Annotated in this window: 15 protein-coding genes and 1 tRNA gene; 13 read left to right on the plus strand and 3 right to left on the minus strand. The window is 60.6% G+C overall.

Annotated elements, in window-relative coordinates; translation table 11 throughout:
- Positions 1-60: 60 nt before the first annotated feature.
- From ACPWR9_RS06645 to phoR, 11 genes are all read left to right on the plus strand, one after another.
- Positions 61-711, plus strand: a complete 651-nt coding sequence (locus ACPWR9_RS06645) for an RlmE family RNA methyltransferase (protein ID WP_150681384.1) — start codon at positions 61-63, stop codon at positions 709-711.
- A gap of 119 nt (positions 712-830) precedes the next feature.
- Positions 831-2,705 (plus strand): ATP-dependent zinc metalloprotease FtsH, encoded by a 1,875-nt coding sequence (gene ftsH, locus ACPWR9_RS06650; RefSeq protein WP_150681383.1) that lies wholly within the window; start codon positions 831-833, stop codon positions 2,703-2,705.
- 323 nt (positions 2,706-3,028) lie between these two features.
- Entirely contained in the window at positions 3,029-3,922 is an 894-nt protein-coding gene (gene folP / locus ACPWR9_RS06655; protein ID WP_426297907.1) for a dihydropteroate synthase, read from the plus strand.
- A gap of 196 nt (positions 3,923-4,118) precedes the next feature.
- The gene (gene glmM / locus ACPWR9_RS06660) at positions 4,119-5,462 is read left to right on the plus strand and encodes a phosphoglucosamine mutase (protein WP_426297905.1); all 1,344 of its coding nucleotides are present in this window, start codon (positions 4,119-4,121) and stop codon (positions 5,460-5,462) included.
- 431 nt (positions 5,463-5,893) lie between these two features.
- Entirely contained in the window at positions 5,894-6,928 is a 1,035-nt protein-coding gene (gene pstS / locus ACPWR9_RS06665; RefSeq protein ID WP_150681381.1) for a phosphate ABC transporter substrate-binding protein PstS, read from the plus strand.
- A 137-nt stretch (positions 6,929-7,065) separates the two neighbouring features.
- Positions 7,066-8,046, plus strand: a complete 981-nt coding sequence (pstC, locus tag ACPWR9_RS06670; protein WP_150681380.1) for a phosphate ABC transporter permease PstC — start codon at positions 7,066-7,068, stop codon at positions 8,044-8,046.
- Positions 8,047-8,943 (plus strand): phosphate ABC transporter permease PstA, encoded by an 897-nt coding sequence (gene pstA / locus ACPWR9_RS06675; RefSeq protein WP_150681379.1) that lies wholly within the window; start codon positions 8,047-8,049, stop codon positions 8,941-8,943.
- Between the two features lie 59 nt (positions 8,944-9,002).
- Positions 9,003-9,785, plus strand: a complete 783-nt coding sequence (gene pstB, locus ACPWR9_RS06680; RefSeq protein WP_087686764.1) for a phosphate ABC transporter ATP-binding protein PstB — start codon at positions 9,003-9,005, stop codon at positions 9,783-9,785.
- A 22-nt stretch (positions 9,786-9,807) separates the two neighbouring features.
- Positions 9,808-10,515: a phosphate signaling complex protein PhoU gene (gene phoU / locus ACPWR9_RS06685; protein WP_150681378.1), complete on the plus strand. Its 708-nt coding sequence runs from the start codon at positions 9,808-9,810 to the stop codon at positions 10,513-10,515.
- 36 nt (positions 10,516-10,551) lie between these two features.
- Entirely contained in the window at positions 10,552-11,253 is a 702-nt protein-coding gene (phoB, locus tag ACPWR9_RS06690) for a phosphate regulon transcriptional regulator PhoB (protein WP_058377916.1), read from the plus strand.
- A gap of 215 nt (positions 11,254-11,468) precedes the next feature.
- The gene (gene phoR, locus ACPWR9_RS06695) at positions 11,469-12,821 is read left to right on the plus strand and encodes a phosphate regulon sensor histidine kinase PhoR (protein ID WP_426297903.1); all 1,353 of its coding nucleotides are present in this window, start codon (positions 11,469-11,471) and stop codon (positions 12,819-12,821) included.
- Between the two features lie 129 nt (positions 12,822-12,950).
- On the opposite strand, the gene ppk1 is transcribed toward phoR, so the two are convergent.
- Entirely contained in the window at positions 12,951-15,065 is a 2,115-nt protein-coding gene (ppk1, locus tag ACPWR9_RS06700; protein WP_426297901.1) for a polyphosphate kinase 1, read from the minus strand.
- A gap of 152 nt (positions 15,066-15,217) precedes the next feature.
- Between ppk1 and ppx the strand changes: the two genes are divergently transcribed.
- Positions 15,218-16,738 (plus strand): exopolyphosphatase, encoded by a 1,521-nt coding sequence (gene ppx / locus ACPWR9_RS06705; RefSeq protein ID WP_426297899.1) that lies wholly within the window; start codon positions 15,218-15,220, stop codon positions 16,736-16,738.
- A gap of 121 nt (positions 16,739-16,859) precedes the next feature.
- Here the strand turns inward: ppx and ACPWR9_RS06710 are convergent, their stop codons facing one another.
- Together ACPWR9_RS06710 and ACPWR9_RS06715 are read right to left on the minus strand one after the other, a co-directional pair.
- Positions 16,860-17,693, minus strand: a complete 834-nt coding sequence (locus ACPWR9_RS06710) for a GNAT family N-acetyltransferase (RefSeq protein ID WP_426297897.1) — start codon at positions 17,691-17,693, stop codon at positions 16,860-16,862.
- Between the two features lie 180 nt (positions 17,694-17,873).
- On the minus strand, positions 17,874-18,350 hold the full coding sequence (locus ACPWR9_RS06715) for a SixA phosphatase family protein (RefSeq protein WP_150681736.1): 477 nt from the start codon (positions 18,348-18,350) through the stop codon (positions 17,874-17,876).
- Between the two features lie 221 nt (positions 18,351-18,571).
- On the opposite strand from ACPWR9_RS06715, the gene ACPWR9_RS06720 reads away from it, so the two are divergent.
- A tRNA-Pro gene (locus tag ACPWR9_RS06720) sits at positions 18,572-18,648 on the plus strand.
- Positions 18,649-18,657 lie beyond the last annotated feature (9 nt).

The following is an 18,657-nucleotide window of genomic DNA, read 5'->3' on the forward strand; positions in this document are numbered from 1 at the left end:
CAGCATTTTGGGCGCGCAAGGGCGTATTATCCTGCAAATTCGCAGTGTTTTTGAAGAATTATGGCAAAAAACCGTTTCAGCCACGCTTGGCTGCACGATCACATCAACGATCCCTACGTCAAAATGGCGCAGCGAGAGGGCTATCGGGCCCGCGCAGCGTACAAGCTCAAGGAGATCGATGAGCAGGACCGGCTGATCAAGCCCGGTCAGGTGATTGTCGACCTGGGGGCAACCCCGGGCAGTTGGAGTCAGTACGCCCGCAACAAGCTTGCGGCGGGTAAGCGCGCCGACGGCGGCATCAATGGCACGATCATCGCGCTGGATATCCTGCCGATGGACCCGATTGCCGACGTGACTTTCCTGCAAGGCGACTTCCGCGAAGACAGCGTGCTCGCGCAGCTCGAAGAAATCGTGGCGGGACGCAAAGTAGACCTTGTACTTTCGGACATGGCCCCCAATTTGTCAGGTGTCGCGATGGCAGATGCGGCGCGGATCGAGCATATTTGCGATCTCGCGCTGGATTTCTCTCAACGGCACTTGAAACCGGAAGGGGCGTTACTGGTCAAATGTTTCCACGGCAGTGGCTATAGCCAAATTGTCGAAAAATTCAAACGCCAGTTCAAAACCGTGGCGCCGCGCAAGCCCAAGGCGTCCCGCGACAAATCTTCCGAAACTTTCATTCTGGGTCGGGGTTTGAAAAATCCGGCTTGATGCCCGTCAAACCAGCGCACTGGCGCTATGGTGGCGGTAAAGAATCACTATGGCGGTGCGCCTGCGAGTGGATTAGAATGAATTCCTGGCGCGAAGCGATTTCATGAAGGAGCAACGCTTTGAACAATAATATGTTTTCCAAAGCGGCGGTGTGGTTAGTCATCGCGCTGGTCTTGTTTACTGTTTTTAAACAGTTCGACAAGCCGCACGTCCAGGAGGGCGTGACGTACTCCCAGTTCATGGACGATGCCAAGAACGGCAAAATCAAGAACGTGATAGTGCAAGGGCGTAGCCTTCAGGTGACGCCGAGCGACGGCCAGAAATACAGCATCGTGTCGCCGGGCGACATTTGGATGGTGGGCGATCTCATGAAGTACGGCGTGCAAGTCTCGGGTAAGGCCGACGACGAGCCGAACGTGCTGATGTCCGCGCTGTACTATCTTGGGCCGACGCTGCTGATCATCGGCTTCTGGTTCTACATGATGCGGCAGATGCAGGGCGGCGGTAAGGGTGGTGCCTTCTCCTTCGGCAAATCCCGCGCACGTCTCATCGACGAGAATGCCAATCCGGTCACCTTTGCCGACGTCGCGGGCTGCGACGAAGCCAAATATGAAGTCGGCGAAATCGTCGATTTCTTGAAAGATCCTCAGAAATTCCAGAAGTTGGGCGGTCGTATCCCGCGTGGCGTGCTGCTCGTCGGCCCGCCGGGGACCGGTAAAACGTTGCTGGCGCGCGCCATTGCCGGCGAAGCGAAGGTGCCGTTCTTCAGCATTTCCGGTTCGGACTTCGTTGAAATGTTCGTCGGTGTGGGTGCTGCCCGTGTCCGCGACATGTTCGAGAACGCCAAGAAGCAGTCGCCGTGTATCGTGTTCATCGACGAAATCGACGCGGTCGGTCGTCATCGTGGTGCCGGTATGGGCGGCGGTAACGACGAACGCGAGCAAACGCTGAACCAGATGCTCGTCGAGATGGACGGTTTCGAAGCCAATTCGGGCGTCATCGTGATTGCTGCGACCAACCGTTCGGACGTGCTGGACAAGGCGCTGCTGCGTCCGGGCCGTTTCGACCGTCAGGTCTATGTCGGTCTGCCGGATATCCGTGGCCGCGAGCAAATTCTGAAGGTTCACCTGCGCAAGGTGCCGATCTCCAACGACGTCGATGCTTCGGTGATCGCTCGTGGTACGCCGGGGATGTCGGGTGCCGATCTCGCAAACCTCGTGAACGAAGCCGCACTGTTCGCCGCACGTCGTAACAAGCGCATCGTTGAGATGCTCGACTTCGAAGACGCCAAGGACAAGATCTTCATGGGTCCGGAGCGTAAGTCGGCAGTCATGCGCGATGAAGAACGCAAGGCCACGGCTTACCATGAGTCGGGTCACGCAGTGGTGGCGATGTCGCTGCCGGGCGCCGATCCGGTGCACAAGGTGACGATCATTCCGCGTGGCTGGGCGCTGGGCGTGACGATGCAGTTGCCGGAACACGACAAGTACTCCGAGTATCGCGACACGATGCTCATCCAGATCGCGATGCTGTTCGGCGGTCGTGCGGCAGAAGAAGTGTTTCTGAACAAGATGTCGACGGGCGCTTCGAACGACTTCGAACGCGCCACCAAGCTGGCTCGCGACATGGTGACCCGTTACGGGATGTCGGACGCGTTGGGCCCGATGGTCTACGTCGATACCGAGCAAGATTCGATGTTCGGTCGCATGTCTGCCAAGTCGGTGTCGGAAGCCACGCAGCAGAAGGTCGACGCAGAAGTTCGCCGCATTCTGGACGAACAGTACGCACTGGCTCGCAAGCTGTTGGAAGACAACCGCGACAAGGTCGAAACGATGACGCAGGCCCTGATGGACTGGGAAACGATCGACGCCGAGCAGGTCAAGGACATCATGGAAGGTCGCCCGCCGCGTCCTCCGAAGAATGGTCCGTCGAGCGGCGGTGCGTCGGGTGGTAACCCGCCGCTTAAGCCGAGCAACACGCCGGCAACCGTCTAAAACGGGTGTCAATCGGTGAGTTGAACGACATCGATTCAAGCAGTATTTAGCAGTAATCCGCAAAAAGGCCGGCAAATCGCCGGCCTTTTTGCATTGAAGCGCTGATATCGCTATCGACTTGCCCGCTTCGGGAATTCCGAAATTCGGTGTTACCGAGTGTTTCTGCGGTCGAAACGTGAAGTGAATCCGGTAACATTACGGCCATACGTGATGCAAGGGGTGCTCAGGCGCCCTAATATCTCCGGCCTTACCGAGCTTACCGAGCTAAGAATTTTCGAATGTCCACCGAGCTGCCATCTTCCCTTACGTCGACTACGACACCTATGTCGGCCGACGACGTGTCTTTTGCCGACGACGCCAACGCTTCGTCGCAAGCGAGACCCGACAAACTGGCACTTGGGCCGCGTTTCCAACTGGATGCACGACGTGTGCATGTCATGGGCATTCTGAACGTCACGCCTGACTCGTTCTCTGACGGCGGCAAGTTTGCTGCTCGTGACGCGGCGTTGCGCCACGCCGAGCAACTGATCGCCGACGGCGTGGACATCCTGGACATTGGCGGCGAGTCGACCCGTCCTGGCGCTGAAGCGCTGCCGGAGTCCGAAGAATTGGATCGCGTGGTGCCGATTGTCGAAGCGCTGCGGGACTGTGGCGTGCCGCTTTCCATCGACACCTATAAGCCCGGCGTGATGCGCGCGGTGCTGGCCGCCGGCGCGGACATGATTAACGACATCTGGGGCTTCCAGCAGCCTGGCGCTGTCGACGCCGTGCGCAATAGCGAAGCGGCGCTGTGCATCATGCATATGCTGCACGACCCGAAGACGATGCAGGACGCACCCATTTATACCGACGTCGTGACCGAAGTCGCAGCGTTTCTCGACGGTCGTGTCGACGCGCTGCTGTCGGCAGGTGTTGCGCCGGAACGTCTGTATCTCGATCCGGGATTCGGCTTTGGCAAGAATCTTGCGCATAATCTCGCCTTGCTTAAGCATCTGCGTGTGCTTTCCCGCGACGGATTACCGCTGCTGGTCGGCATGTCGCGCAAGCGTATGCTTGGCGAAATTACGGGGCGACAGACGCCGATGGAGCGGGTTGTGGCAAGTGTGGCTGCTGCCATGTGTGCTGCCGACAAGGGCGCGGCGATCGTGCGCGTGCACGATGTGGCCGAAACGGTCGACGCGCTCAAAGTCTGGCAAGCCGTACGCGACGCCGAGTAAGCACAGGGCCGGCCGTGGGGGGCAATTACCGGCATTGGGATGAAATGGGGATGTCTACGGTCAAAAATGTCAGGTGGCGTGAGCGCCGCTTGGCGACGAGAATCCACGCACAACGAAATCACGCAACGCAATAACAAAAGAAGCGCACGCCGGGACGATCCATCGGCGCGACGCATCACCTGGGAACGATGCAACAATGAAACGACGCTATTTTGGTACCGATGGGATTCGCGGCACGGTGGGCGAGGGACCCATTACGCCGGAGTTTGTGCTTCGCTTGGGCTACGCTGCCGGCCGAGTGCTGGCGGGCAATCAGACGTTGGGCCGTCCCACCGTGCTGATTGGCAAGGACACGCGGATTTCGGGCTACATGCTTGAAGCCGCGCTCGAAGCGGGTTTCGCCGCAGCTGGCGTCGACACGATGATGGCCGGTCCGATGCCCACGCCTGCCGTCGCCTATTTGACTCGCGCCCTGCGGCTGGCCGCGGGCGTTGTCATTAGCGCTTCGCACAACCCCTATCACGACAACGGCATCAAGTTCTTCTCGGCCGACGGCAACAAGCTGCCGGACCAGACCGAGCTGCAAATCGAGGCCGAACTCGATAACCCAATGAGCTGTGTGCGCTCCGAGCAGTTGGGCAAGGCCCGCCGTCTGGACGACGCCGCCGGTCGTTACATCGAGTTTTGCAAGAGCACGTTCCCGAACGAATTCGACCTGCGCGGCATGAAAATCGTGGTCGATTGTGCGAATGGCGCGGCTTACCACATTGCCCCGCACGTGTTCCATGAACTGGGCGCGGAAGTCATTGCCATCGGCAATCAGCCGAACGGTTTCAACATCAACGAAGACTGCGGCGCGACCGCCCCCGATGCGCTCATGCGTGCCGTGCGTGCGAATCACGCCGATCTTGGTGTAGCGCTCGATGGCGACGCCGATCGTTTGCAGATCGTCGACGGCGCTGGCCGCCTATATAACGGCGACGAATTGCTCTATTTGCTGGTCAAGGACCGCTTGAGCCACGGTGGGGTTGCGGGCGCCGTGGGTACCTTGATGACGAATATGGCCGTCGAAGTGGCCCTCAAGGGGCTGGGCGTGCCATTCGTGCGCGCGAAGGTCGGCGACCGCTACGTGCTGGAGCAACTGTACAAACACGGTTGGCAAATCGGTGCGGAAGGCTCGGGCCACATTCTGTGTCTGGACAAGCACACGACGGGCGACGGCATCGTCTCCGCGCTGCAAGTGCTCGCCGCCATTCGCCGCGCGGACAACAAGCCGCTGGCGAAACTGCTCGACGGCGTGCGCCTGTTCCCGCAACACATGATCAACGTGCGTACGGAGCCGGGTTACGACTGGCAAGCCGACACGCTTCTGGCCGCCGAGCGCGAGGCTGTCGAGGCAAAGCTGGGTGACACGGGGCGCGTGTTGATTCGTGCCTCGGGCACCGAGCCGGTGTTGCGCGTGATGGTCGAAGCGCGCGACGAGTCGCAGGCAACGTCGTTTGCGCAGCATTTGGCCAACATCGTGAAGCGTGCCGCCTGAGTCACGGCACGATGAAGCCACAAAAAAGCCACCGCCTGGTGGCTTTTTTATTGCGCGGCGAAATGAGAAGGGGAGGGGCATGGGGGCGTACCTCGCAGCCTTCCTATCTTTAGAATCTCGTCGGCCGCTGTCACATTTGTGACAGTGCTGCCGAGCGTCGTAAGACCAATTCCGACACTGTCACAGTATTGACATGGGGGTGCGCACCCCTGTCACATCAGCGTTTTTGCCTTGGGATTGCTCCGAAACCCGCATCAATATTGGATTTATCCAAAATCAATGTGTCGTTATGCAACGCGCCAAATATGACATTTCGGCGTCATTGGCGTGACAGCTTCGTTGTGAATATCCGGAAATGACACATGATTGTCACATTCGGACTCTATTCTTCGAGCCATCCACACGCTGTACACACCAACTCGGAGAGATCCATGAAGCTGATGAAGACTGCGATTGCCGGCCTGGCTGGCGCACTGTTCGCCGCAGGCGCGATTGCGGGCGAGATTACCGGCGCCGGTAGCACGTTTGCCGCTCCTATCTACACGAAGTGGGCCGACGCATACCAGAAGGCGACCTCGAACAAGGTCAACTACCAGGGCATCGGTTCCTCGGGCGGCATCAAGCAAATTCAGGCCAAGACCGTCGATTTCGCCGGTTCGGACGCCCCGCTGACGGACGAAGAACTGGCTAAGCAAGGCCTGTTCCAATTCCCGACGGTGGTTGGCGGCATCGTGCCGGTGATCAACGTGCCGGGCGTGAAGCCGGGCGAGCTGGTCCTGTCGGGCGAACTGCTCGGCGACATCTACCTGGGCAAGATCAAGAAGTGGAACGATCCGGCCATCGCCAAGCTGAACCCGAAGGTCAAGCTGCCGGATACCGATATCGCCGTGGTTCGCCGCGCCGACGGTTCGGGCACGAGCTTTGTGTTCACGAACTACCTCTCGAAGGTCAACGCCGAGTGGAAGAGCAAGGTTGGCGAAGGCACGACGGTCAACTGGCCGACGGGTACGGGCGGTAAGGGCAACGACGGCGTCGCCGCCTTCGTGCAACGTCTGCCAGGCGCTATCGGCTACGTGGAATCGGCCTACGCCAAGCAAAACAAGCTGACGTACACGTCGCTCACGAACGCCGCTGGCAAGGTTGTCGAGCCGACCGCCGAAACGTTCAAGACGGCTGCCGGTCACGCCGAATGGTCGAAGACGTTCTACCAAATTCTGACGAACGAGCCGGGCGAAAAGTCGTGGCCGATCGTGGCAGCCACGTTCGTGCTGCTGCATCAGAAGGCTGACAGCGGCAAGGAAGCGCAAAGCGCCGAAGTGCTGAAGTTCTTCGACTGGTCGTTCAAGAACGGCAACCAGACCGCCACGGAACTGGACTACATTCCGCTGCCGGAAGACGTCCTGAAGCAAATCCGCGCCGGCTGGAAGGCGAAGGTGGCCGATTCGGCCAACAAGGCCGGCATCTAAGACGCCAGCCCGGCCCCGTGCCACGCCTCACGGCGTAGTGCGGGGCTCCAGAATTGCTTTATCCGCGCCGCCCGCGCCGCCGCCTGATGGTTGATCCGGCAACGGCAGGCGGCGCGTCTCACGAAAGAGACGACATCATGGCAGAAGCCACCAGCCCCCTCGCAACGCCGGGAACCGCTACGCAGCGGGCTCCGTCTTCCGCTGGCGATATTCTTTTCGCAATGCTCGCCCGCGGCGCCGCTGTCATCACATTGCTCCTGCTCGGTGGCATTATCGTGTCGCTCATCGTGAGCGCACTGCCGTCGATTCAGAAGTTCGGTTTCGCCTTCCTTTGGACCAAGGACTGGGATCCTCCCGCAGAACAATTCGGCGCACTGGTGCCGATCTACGGCACGATCATCACGTCGGTCATCGCGCTTCTCATCGCTGTGCCGGTCAGTTTCGGAATTGCGCTGTTCCTCACTGAACTCTCGCCCGTATGGCTGCGTCGCCCGCTGGGCACCGCCATCGAGCTGCTGGCCGCCATTCCGAGCATTGTCTACGGGATGTGGGGTCTGCTGGTTTTCGCCCCGATCTTCAGTCAGTACTTCCAAAAGCCGCTGCAAGGCCTGCTCGGCAACGTGCCCGTGATCGGCGCATTGTTCCAAGGCCCGCCGCTGGGCATCGGTATTCTGCCGGCCGGCGTGATCCTCGCGATCATGATCATTCCGTACATCGCCTCGGTCATGCGCGACGTGTTCGAAGTCACGCCCGTGCTGCTCAAAGAGTCGGCCTACGGCATCGGCTGCACCACCTGGGAAGTGATGTGGCGCGTGGTGCTGCCCTTCACCAAGACGGGTGTGATCGGTGGCGTGATGCTCGGTCTGGGCCGCGCGCTGGGTGAAACCATGGCGGTCACCTTCGTCATCGGTAACACGAACTTGCTCGACAACGTTTCGCTGTACTCGCCGGGTAACAGTATTACCTCGGCGCTCGCCAACGAATTCGCCGAAGCCGGCCCGGGGCTGCATACCTCGGCGCTGATGGAACTCGGCCTGATTCTGTTCTTCATCACCTTTGTGGTGCTGGCGCTGTCCAAGCTGATGTTGCTGCGCCTCGAAAAGGGCGAAGGTAAATAAATGACCCAACAAGCGCTCGAATTGGAAACGCCAGACGTGAAGCCCACCGACGCCTTTACCCGCGTGCGGCTGCAAGCCTACCGCCGCCGCAAGAATATCTTCGCGATCGCAATGTCGCTCGCGGCGATGGCCTTCGGCCTGATCTGGCTGCTGTGGATTCTCTACACCACGCTCTCGCTGGGCATCGGCGGTTTGTCGCTGTCGCTGTTCACCGAAATGACGCCGCCGCCGAACACGGCAGGCGGGGGCCTCGCCAACGCCATTGCCGGGAGTCTGGTGATGGTCGGCCTGGCTACGGTCATCGGCACGCCGCTGGGCATTCTCGCCGGCGTGTATCTGGCGGAATACGGTCAGAAGTCGTGGCTTGCGAGCATCACGCGTTTTATCAACGACATTCTGCTGTCGGCCCCCTCGATCGTGATCGGCTTGTTCGTCTACGCGCTGGTGGTGGCACAGATGGGCCACTTCTCGGCCTGGGCGGGCATCATCGCGCTCGCGCTGCTGCAAGTGCCGATCGTGATTCGCACGACCGAGAACATGCTCAAGCTCGTGCCGAACAACCTGCGTGAAGCGGCCTTCGCACTGGGTACGCCGAAGTGGCGCATCATCGTGAAAATCACGTTGAAGGCTTCGATGGCCGGTATCGTGACGGGCGTGCTGCTGGCGGTGGCGCGTATCGCGGGCGAGACGGCACCGCTGTTGTTCACGGCGCTCTCGAATCAGTTCTGGTCGATGAACCTGAACCAGCCGATGGCCAACCTGCCGGTCACGATCTTCAAATTTGCCATGAGCCCGTTTGCGGAGTGGCAGGCGCTCGCCTGGGCGGGCGTGTTCATCATCACCCTTGGTGTGCTGTTCCTGAACATTCTGGCGCGCACGCTGTTCGCGAAGAAATAAACGAACGCGACAACACCCTACGCGACGACACAACGCATACCTGACGGCTGAGACAGACCATGACGAATCCGACACAAGAAATCAAGCTGCCCTCGAAGATCGAAGTCAAGAACCTGAACTTCTTCTACGAGAAATACCACGCGCTCAAGAACATCAACCTGCGCATTCCCGATCGTAAGGTCACGGCCTTCATCGGCCCGTCGGGTTGCGGCAAGTCGACGCTGCTGCGCACGTTCAACAAGATGTACGCCCTGTACCCGGAGCAACGCGCCGAGGGCGAGATCAACATGGACGGCGAGAACCTGCTGACCTCGAAGCAGGACATCGCACTGCTGCGCGCCAAGGTCGGCATGGTGTTCCAGAAGCCGACGCCGTTCCCGATGTCGATCTACGACAACATCTCGTTCGGCGTGCGCCTGTTCGAGAAGCTCTCGCGCTCGGAAATGGACGACCGCGTGGAGTGGGCGCTGACCAAGGCGGCGCTGTGGAGCGAAGTGAAAGACAAGCTGCAACAGTCGGGCTACGGCCTGTCGGGCGGTCAGCAACAGCGTCTGTGCATCGCGCGCGGCATTGCCATCCGTCCGGAAGTGCTGTTGCTCGACGAGCCGTGCTCGGCGCTCGACCCGATTTCCACGGGCCGCATCGAAGAACTGATTGCCGAGCTCAAGGACGACTACACCGTCGTGATCGTCACGCACAACATGCAGCAAGCGGCGCGTTGCTCGGACTACACGGCGTATATGTATCTGGGCGAACTGATCGAATTCGGCGAAACCGAGAAGATCTTCATCAAGCCGGACCGTAAAGAAACCGAAGACTACATCACCGGCCGTTTTGGTTGATCTCCACGAGGACACCTGCGATATGAACGATAAACATCTTTCCAGCCAGTTCGATTCCGACCTGAATCAGGTTTGCTCGCGCGTCCTCGAGATGGGCGGCTTGGTCGAATCGCAGATTGTGACGGCCATGCAGGGCCTCATCGGGTTCGATCGTGGTCTGGTCGACGAAGTGATCGCCAACGAGCACCGTCTCAACACGATGGAAGTCGAGATCGACGAAGAGTGCAGCAAGATCATTGCGCGTCGCCAGCCGACCGCGCGCGACCTGCGCCTGCTGCTCTCGATCTCGAAGACGATCACCAACCTCGAGCGCGCAGGCGACGAGGCCGAGAAGATTGCCAAGCGCACGCGCCATTTGCTGGAAGACGGCGCGGCACAGAGCGTGAATTTCGCCGAGATCAAGCTCTCGGGCGAGATGGCAGCACAGTTGCTGCGTCGCACGCTGGACGCCTTCGCGCGTCTGGACATCGTGGCAGCGGCCGAAATCGTGCGCGACGATAAGGCCATCGACAATGAATTCCGTGGCTTCGTGCGAAAATTGGTCACGTACATGATGGAAGACCCGCGCACCATTTCGGCGGGGTTGGACTTCCTGTTCATCGCCAAGGCCATCGAGCGAATCGGCGACCACGCGAAGAACATTGCAGAATTCATCATTTACATCGTCAAGGGCACCGACGTCCGGCACATTTCGCGCGAAGATTTGCAGCGCAAAGTGCAAGGCGAATAACAAGCTCGACATTACTGAAGGTTTGAGAGGCAACCGATGCCCAGCAGCATTCTGATCGTGGAAGACGAGCCGGCGATTTCCGAGCTGATTTCCGTTAATCTGCAACATGCGGGTCACTATCCGATCCGGGCGTACAACGCCGAGCAGGCGCTTACGCTGATTAGCGACGTCCTGCCGGATCTCGTTCTGCTCGACTGGATGTTGCCCGGCAAGTCCGGTGTGACGTTCGCGCGCGAGCTGCGGGCGAACGAGCGCACCAAGCACGTCCCCATCATCATGCTCACCGCGCGCAGCGAAGAGCAGGACAAAGTGATGGGGCTGGAAATCGGTGCCGACGACTATGTCACCAAGCCGTTTTCGCCGAAGGAACTGATGGCGCGCATCAAGGCGGTGTTGCGCCGCCGCGCGCCGCAGTTGACGGAAGATGTGGTGAGCGTGAACGGTCTGAAGCTCGACCCGGCGACACATCGTGTCACGAGCCATCAGACGAGCGGCGACATCAAGCTCGATCTGGGCCCGACGGAATTCCGCCTGCTGCACTTCTTCATGACCCACCCGGAGCGCGTGCACAGCCGCTCGCAACTGCTCGATCAGGTGTGGGGCGATCACGTGTTCGTCGAAGAGCGCACGGTGGACGTGCACATCAAGCGTCTGCGCGCCGCACTCAAGCCTGCCGGGCACGATGCTATGATCGAGACCGTACGCGGCAGCGGCTACCGTCTCACGAAGTCGGTTTAAGGTGCCTAAGGTGCCTAAGGTGCTTCAAGGCGCTTTATGGCGCTTTCAAGCGCTCCTGAGCGCTCCCGGGCGCTAAGAAGTGACCCCTGACGTGCGCCGTCGGCGCCGTCAGCCGCCGTTTTCACCGCAGCTGGCATGGCTCGGTATGACGCGCAAGCGTTGTAGCGGCTTCGCCAGTCCCGGCCAAAGCGGCGGCAAACCCCTGTGCATCGTCTATGAATATCATTTGGGCCCGTGCGCTGGCGTTCCTGATCCTGCAAGCGGCCATCTCCGCGGGTGTGGGCTGGCTTCTCGGCGCGCGCGCAGGTTATATCACCGCCATCGTTCTGCTGGTGGTTCAGCTTTTCTTCAACGTCTACCACGCGCAACGTCTCTGGCGTCTGCTCGATGCCCCGGTCTACGGGGAAGTGCCGAGTGCACTCGGTCTGTGGGGCGAAATCTATTACCGGCTGCACAAGCTTGCCAAGCGCTGGCATAACCAGGTCAAGCAGGTCGAGCAGCAGCACGCGCGCTTCATTCAAGCCATTCAGGCGTCGCCCAACGGCGTGATCATGCTCGACGAGCATAACCAGATCGAATGGTGCAACGCGATTGCCGAAACCCACTTCGGTATCGACGCCAAGCGCGATCTGCGTCAGCAAATCACGCATCTGCTGCGCACCCCGGCGTTCGTGCACTACCTCTCGTCCGAGCGTTACGACGAGGCGCTGATCATGCAGCACATGGGCGTGAAGCGGAACAACGTGCTGTCGATGCAGGTGTTTCCGTATGGCGACAACCGCAAGCTGATCATCTCGCTGGACGTCACCGATCTGGAGCGCACGGACGCGATGCGCCGCGACTTCGTGGCCAACGTCTCGCACGAGTTGAAGACGCCGCTGACGGTGCTCTCGGGCTTTCTTGAGACGGTTGGCGAGTTGCCGCTTTCCGCTGAGGAAATTCAGCGTTACGTCGAGATCATGCGGCTGCAAGCGTCGCGCATGCAGAGCATCGTGAACGACCTGCTTACGCTCGCCAAGCTCGAAGGCAGCGGTAAGCCGCCGTCGGACGAGCGCATCGATATGGGCGTGCAGATGCGCACCTTGCGCAGTGATGCGGAAGGGCTCTCGCAGGGCCAGCACTCGATCGAAGTCACCGGTGTCGAAGGACTGGACGTGCGAGGTGCGGAAGGCGAGCTGCACAGCGCGTTCATCAATTTGGTCAGCAATGCGGTGCGCTATACGCCGCAGGGCGGCAAGATTTGCATCGACTGGAGCGCGACCGACGACGGTGGCGCGCGCTTCACCGTCATCGACTCGGGGCTGGGGATTCCGCCGGAACATATCCCGCGTCTGACCGAGCGCTTTTATCGGATCGACCGCAGCCGCTCGCGCGATACGGGCGGCACCGGGTTGGGGCTGGCGATCGTCAAACACGTGCTCACGCGCCATCAGGCCGACCTGAAGGTGACGAGCGAGGAAGGGCGTGGCAGCACGTTCAGCATCCATTTCCCGCCGTCGCGGGTGGTTCACCGGGCCCCGTCGGATATGCCGGTGGCTGCGACACCGAACGTGGCGGCTAACGGTTAAGTCTTATTCGCTCGCGGGACGACAAAAAAGGCGTCTGACTCTCCAGTCAGACGCCTTTTTCATTGCTGCCGCCAGTCCGATGAAAAACGGGGCGTACGCCCCGCTTGTCCGCGTCTGGTGCTCGCCGGATCAGTTCCCCGTCTGCACGTACTGCGTGAGTTCCTGCATCAGCGCCAGTTGGCTGTTGAAGGGCTTCTTGCCCGCGCGGCGGCGCAGATAACTGCCGTCCGGACGCATCAGCCACGCGGCCGTATTGTCGCGCAGATGCACCATCAAGCCCTCACGAATCACGCGCGCCTTCAGCCGCTTGTCGTGCACCGGGAAGGCGACTTCCACGCGACGGAAGAAGTTACGCTCCATCCAGTCGGCGCTCGAGAGCATCACCTGCTCGTCACCGTGCGAATAGAAGTAGTAGATGCGGTGGTGTTCGAGAAAACGTCCGACGATCGAGCGCACGGTGATGTTCTCCGAGAGCCCCGGCACGCCTGCGCGCAACGAACACACGCCGCGCACGATCAGATCGATCTTCACGCCCGCGCGCGACGCCTTGTACAACTCGGCAATGATGGTCGGCTCGAGCAGCGCGTTCATCTTCGCGATGATGCGGGCCTTCTTGCCAGCCGTCGCCGCCTCGGTCTCACGCCGGATCGCTTCGAGCAAATGCGTATGCATCGTGAACGGCGATTGCCACAGACCGTGCAATTGCGTCTGCCGTCCGATGCCGGTGAGCTGCTGGAAGACGACGTGTACGTCCGCACAGAGCTTCTCGTCGGCCGTCATCAAGCCGAAGTCGGTATAGAGACGTGCCGTGCGCGGGTGGTAGTTACCGGTGCCCAGGTGGACATAGCGTTTGAGGAACGTCTTCTTGCCCTGATGCGTGCGGCGCACGACCAGCAGCATCTTCGCGTGGCACTTGTGACCGACCACGCCATACACGACGTGCGCGCCCACCGCTTCGAGGCGCGCAGCCCAGTTGATGTTCGTCTCTTCATCGAAACGCGCCAGCAGCTCCACCACCACCGTGACTTCCTTGCCATTGCGCGCGGCTTCCATGAGTGCGTCCATCAGCGCCGACTCGTTACCGGTGCGGTAGATGGTCTGCTTGATGGCGACCACATCAGGGTCGCGCGCGGCCTGCAACAGCAGCTCCAGCACGGGTTGGAAGCTGTCGTAGGGGTGATGCAGCAGCACGTCGCCCTGATCGATGAGATCGAACATCGCGGGCGAAGCGATCATGCGCTTGGGCAACGCCGGCACGAACGGTGCGAATTTCAGATCGGGGCGATCGACCATCTCGGGCAGCGGCATCAGGCGCACGAGGTTGACGGGGCCCTTCACGCGGTAGCAATCCGAGTCGGTCAGGCCGCATTCCGTTTGCAGGCGGCGTACCAGCCGCGCGGGCGCACCGGCGTCGACTTCCAGGCGTACGGCATCGCCGAGGTGGCGGGCGGGCAGTTCGCCTTGCAGGGCGGTGCGCAGGTTCGTGATTTCGTCTTCGTCGACGAACAGATCGCTGTTGCGAGTAACGCGGAACTGGTGGCAGCCCTTGGCGGTGAGGCCCGGGAACAGTTCGCTTGCGAAGCGCAGCATGAGCGAGCTGAGCAGCACGAAGCTGTTGGGCAGCGGCGCGAGCGGTGCGGGCATGGGCACCAGCCGGGGCAGGGCGCGCGGGGCTTGCACGATGGCGAGCTCGGCGTCGCGCCCGAAGGCGTCTTTCCCTTCGAGTTCGACGGCGAAGTTCAGGCTCTTGTTGAGCACGCGGGGGAACGGGTGCGCCGGATCGAGCCCGATGGGCGTGAGCACGGGAACCAGTTCGCGCATGAAGTAGTCGCGCGCCCACTCGACTTGGGCGTCGTTCCACTGGCCGGAGGGGTGAAAGGCGATGCCTTCGGCCTCGAGCGCGGGCATCAGGCTGCCGAACATGGCGTACTGCTTTTCCACGAGCGCCTGTGCCCGGGAACAGACTTGCGTGTAAACTTGCTGAAAAGTCATGCCGTCGGGCGTGAGCATGCCCGGATTTTCGCGCATCTGCTCCTTGAGTCCGGCGACGCGGATCTCGAAGAATTCATCCAGATTGCTACTGACGATACAGACAAAACGCAGGCGTTCGAGCAGTGGCGTGGCCGGATCGGCTGCCTGGGCGAGCACGCGTTCATTGAACGCAAGGATGCCTAGCTCGCGATTGAGCAGCGGATAATTCATATTGAACGTGCGAAAGACATGGGATTGGCGTGAATTCTTCATCCGTATTGTTACAGTTATATGACATTCACATTTGTCAACGACGTGTCATATTCACTTTGTAACGTATTCGTCATTTATCTGTCGAGTGCGCGTCACGCTTTTCGTGTGCAACAAAGCGTATTTCGACCCTCATCGCTCAGGCGCACCCCCACATGAGTACCCCTTCGCCTTTATTAGCGGCCGTCGATCTCGGCTCGAACAGTTTTCGCCTGATCATCGGCCGGGTGGAGGAAACTTCCGCCGGCACGCAGATCTATCAGGTCGATGCGCTGCGCGAGCCGGTGCGCCTTGCCGCCGGCCTGAATGCGGAAAAGTACCTCGATCACCCGTCGCAGCAACGCGGCTGGGATGTGCTCAAGCGCTTTGGCGAGCGGTTGCGGGGCTTTCACCCCGATCAAGTACGCGCAGTGGCGACCAACACGCTGCGTGTGGCGAAGAACGCGCAGGACTTTCTCGGTGAAGCGCAGCGTGCGCTCGGGTTTCCCATCGAAGTGATTGCTGGTCGTGAAGAAGCGCGGTTGATCTATGCGGGTGCGGCGCATTCGGTGCCGACGTGTCCGGGTAATCGGCTGGTCGTGGATATCGGCGGTGGTTCGACGGAATTTATTATCGGTCAGGACTACGAACCGCTGATTATGGAGAGTCTGTATATCGGTTGCGTGAGTCATAGCCGGTTGTTCTTTCCGAGCGGCAATGTCGACGAATATGCGATGAAGCAGGCGGAGCTTGCCGCGCGTCGTGAGATTCAGATCATTTCTGCCGCGTTCCGCGAAGCAGGGTGGTCGCAGGCCATCGGTTCTTCGGGCACGGCGCGTGCATTGGCCGAATTGCTGGAAGCCAATGGTTTTAACGACGGTGGCGTGCACGGCCTTACGCGCGGCGGTCTTGAGCGGCTTAAACGGGCGCTAATCAAGGCGGAAAACGCCAATCGATTGAAATTGGCCGGACTGAAGCAGGACCGCATTCCGGTATTGCCGGGTGGTTTGTCGATCATGTTGTCGGTCTTCAATGAGCTTGAAGTCGATCATATGGAAACGACCGATGCGGCTTTGCGCTTGGGCGTGATGTACGACTTGCTGGGCCGTACGCAGCATCAGGATATGCGTGCCGTGACGGTTGAGCAGTTTGTGCGCCGTTATGGCGTGGATCGCGCGCAGGCGGAGCGCGTCGGGCGTCTGGCGATCGACCTTTATCGACAGTTGCCGGTGGTCGCTGGTGCGGAAGACGAAGACGACGGACGTGAAGAGGGCAAAGCGCTGCTCAGCTGGGCCTCGTCGTTGCACGAGATGGGGTTGTCGATTTCGCACAGCGCGTATCACAAGCATTCGGCGTACATCGGCAGCAATGCGGACATGCCCGGCTTCTCGCGCCCCGATCAGGCGCGCCTTGCCGAGTTGCTGTTGGGGCACGTGGGCAAGTTGGGCAAGCTGGCGTCGCAGGCGCAGCAGGTCGATTGGCAGTTGCTGTTCTGTCTGCGGCTGGCGGTATTGTTCTGTCGCCGCCGTATCGATGCGTTGCCTGAGCGTATCGAAGTCAATCGCTTGGATGATGGTTTTGAAGTGTCTGTGCCGCGCACGTGGATCGATGCCAACCCGTTGACCGATTACAGCTTGCAGCGTGAGGCGCAGGAGTGGGAGAAGATCGGGCAGCGCTACAAGGTGGTGTACGCGTGAAGTCGCGCTGGCTTGTGGAGTCCTGATACGCCTTTCGTTGGTCCCAATGAAAAAGCCCGGCATTTGCCGGGCTTTTTTTGTCCCTTTCGACGGGGACTGAATCGGTTGGGGGGGGGCCTTATCAGGCGCTTTTGAGCTTGTTCAGCAGTTCAGGTCCGAGGAAGTGTCGCGCATAGCGCGGATTCATATCGGACAGGCGGAACATCGTGAGGAAGTCTGCCGTGTTGAAATCGGGGTCCCAGGCCGGTGCGCCGCAGATGCGGGCGCCGAGACGCAGGTAGCCCTTGACGAGTGCGGGCGGTTCGACATCGAGGCCCGATTGCAGCTCGTTGATCGGCAGGGCGATACGCGGTACGGCGTGGTACTCCGCCGGGGCCATGGCGCCATCGCTGTCTTGCAGCTTGCGATAGAGGCTGGCGGCGTAGTGTCCGCCGTCGGCCATCGGCACGCTGGCGCAGCCGAGCATCGTTTCGAGGCCGTGGCGCACCATGTACTCTGCGAGACCGCTCCAGAGGGCCATGATGACGGCGCCGTTGCGGTAGTCGTGGTGCACGCACGAGCGGCCGGTTTCGAGCATCTTGGGGCGCAGATGGTCGAGGCGCGAGAGGTCGAACTCACCTTCGGAGTACAGACGGCCGAGGCGTTTGGCTTGGTCGGGGGGTAATACGCGGTAGGTGCCGACAACCTTGAGCGAATCCTGATCGCGCACGAGCAGGTGATCGCAATATTGGTCGTATTCGTCGACGTCCAGGCCTGCCGGGCCTTTTACCGATGCGCCCATTTCTTCGGCGAAGACCTGATATCTCAGGCGTTGGGCTTCTCGAAGTTCGCTTTCGTCGCGTGCCCACGCCACAGCCAGATTCGGTTTGACAGGCGTTTCAGGGCGAGGAAGACGCCTCCGCGACGTAGGGGTCAGCGAAGAGAGCGGCATGGTGGGGTTCGGCAGGTCGCGCATAAAGGCCCTTTTTGTGACGGTCGCGTTGCGACGTACTTTAAAAAGCATCAATGTCGATTCCGTGAACGGGAGGCGACAATTCTATGACAAAACGCGAGTTGTCACGCAGCAGGTCCCAAGCGGAAGGCCGTGGGCAGGCCATTTCCGGGGCTTTCCTGCGGCAATCGGACGCGGTTGAAATCAAAGTAAATCGGGATTGATGACGGCGCGCACGACGACCTGACTTTCGTCTTCGCGGCGTCGTGAGGCGAGCCACCAGATGCCGGACTTCTTGATGGTCCAGTAGGCTTCCTGGCCGCTCAGGAGGAGGCTGGCGAGTTGGCCGAGGGCGGGTTGATGGCCGACGATCACGACGTTCTGTGCGGTGCCGGGCCAGTCGATGGCGCCGAGCAGGGTCATGGCGTTGGCACCGGGGGCGAGGTCGCGCACGATGCGGGGGCTGGGGGTGAGGGCTTGCGCGGTCTGGACGGCGCGCACGGCGGGGCTGGAGAGGATAAGCGTGTCCTCGGGCAATCGGGCGCGCAGCCACTGGGCGGATTTTTCGGCTTGTTTGCGACCGCGTTCGGTGAGTTCGCGGGCGAGGTCGGCTTGTGCGCTGAGGGCGAGGGTGGCGGGCAGGTTTTCGGCGTCGGCATGACGCCAGAGAATCAGGTTCATCGACACGGGTTCGGACATGTTGAACCTCCCACTATGGCGGGTTTTCGTGGCGGCGGCGTGACCGTCGGCGAGACTGGTGCGGCGTGTGTGTGGTGGCGTGTGATGGGGAATGCACCAACCGCAGCAAGGGCATTGTGGCAGCCCACGGCGGGGAAAACACGCAGAATCTTAGAGTCTATTTGACGCAGCGCCAAGAACCCTCTACAATTCGCCCTCTTCGTCGGAGCGTAGCGCAGCCTGGTAGCGCATCTGATTTGGGATCAGAGGGTCGTAGGTTCGAATCCTATCGCTCCGACCAGAAATTCCC

The organism is Pandoraea pneumonica (genome assembly GCF_049918595.1).
Taxonomy (GTDB): Bacteria; Pseudomonadota; Gammaproteobacteria; order Burkholderiales; family Burkholderiaceae; genus Pandoraea; species Pandoraea pneumonica_A.

Excerpts from the sequence above, each read along its gene's own strand:
- ACPWR9_RS06645 (WP_150681384.1), top strand. The coding sequence starts at position 61 with ATGGCAAAAAACCGTTTCAGCCACGCTTGGCTGCACGATCACATCAAC.
- folP (WP_426297907.1), top strand. The coding sequence starts at position 3,029 with ATGTCGGCCGACGACGTGTCTTTTGCCGACGACGCCAACGCTTCGTCG.
- glmM (WP_426297905.1), top strand. The coding sequence starts at position 4,119 with ATGAAACGACGCTATTTTGGTACCGATGGGATTCGCGGCACGGTGGGC.
- pstS (WP_150681381.1), top strand. The coding sequence starts at position 5,894 with ATGAAGCTGATGAAGACTGCGATTGCCGGCCTGGCTGGCGCACTGTTC.
- pstC (WP_150681380.1), top strand. The coding sequence starts at position 7,066 with ATGGCAGAAGCCACCAGCCCCCTCGCAACGCCGGGAACCGCTACGCAG.
- pstA (WP_150681379.1), top strand. The coding sequence starts at position 8,047 with ATGACCCAACAAGCGCTCGAATTGGAAACGCCAGACGTGAAGCCCACC.
- pstB (WP_087686764.1), top strand. The coding sequence starts at position 9,003 with ATGACGAATCCGACACAAGAAATCAAGCTGCCCTCGAAGATCGAAGTC.
- phoU (WP_150681378.1), top strand. The coding sequence starts at position 9,808 with ATGAACGATAAACATCTTTCCAGCCAGTTCGATTCCGACCTGAATCAG.
- phoB (WP_058377916.1), top strand. The coding sequence starts at position 10,552 with ATGCCCAGCAGCATTCTGATCGTGGAAGACGAGCCGGCGATTTCCGAG.
- phoR (WP_426297903.1), top strand. The coding sequence starts at position 11,469 with ATGAATATCATTTGGGCCCGTGCGCTGGCGTTCCTGATCCTGCAAGCG.
- ppk1 (WP_426297901.1), bottom strand. The coding sequence starts at position 15,065 with ATGAAGAATTCACGCCAATCCCATGTCTTTCGCACGTTCAATATGAAT.
- ppx (WP_426297899.1), top strand. The coding sequence starts at position 15,218 with ATGAGTACCCCTTCGCCTTTATTAGCGGCCGTCGATCTCGGCTCGAAC.
- ACPWR9_RS06710 (WP_426297897.1), bottom strand. The coding sequence starts at position 17,693 with ATGCGCGACCTGCCGAACCCCACCATGCCGCTCTCTTCGCTGACCCCT.
- ACPWR9_RS06715 (WP_150681736.1), bottom strand. The coding sequence starts at position 18,350 with ATGAACCTGATTCTCTGGCGTCATGCCGACGCCGAAAACCTGCCCGCC.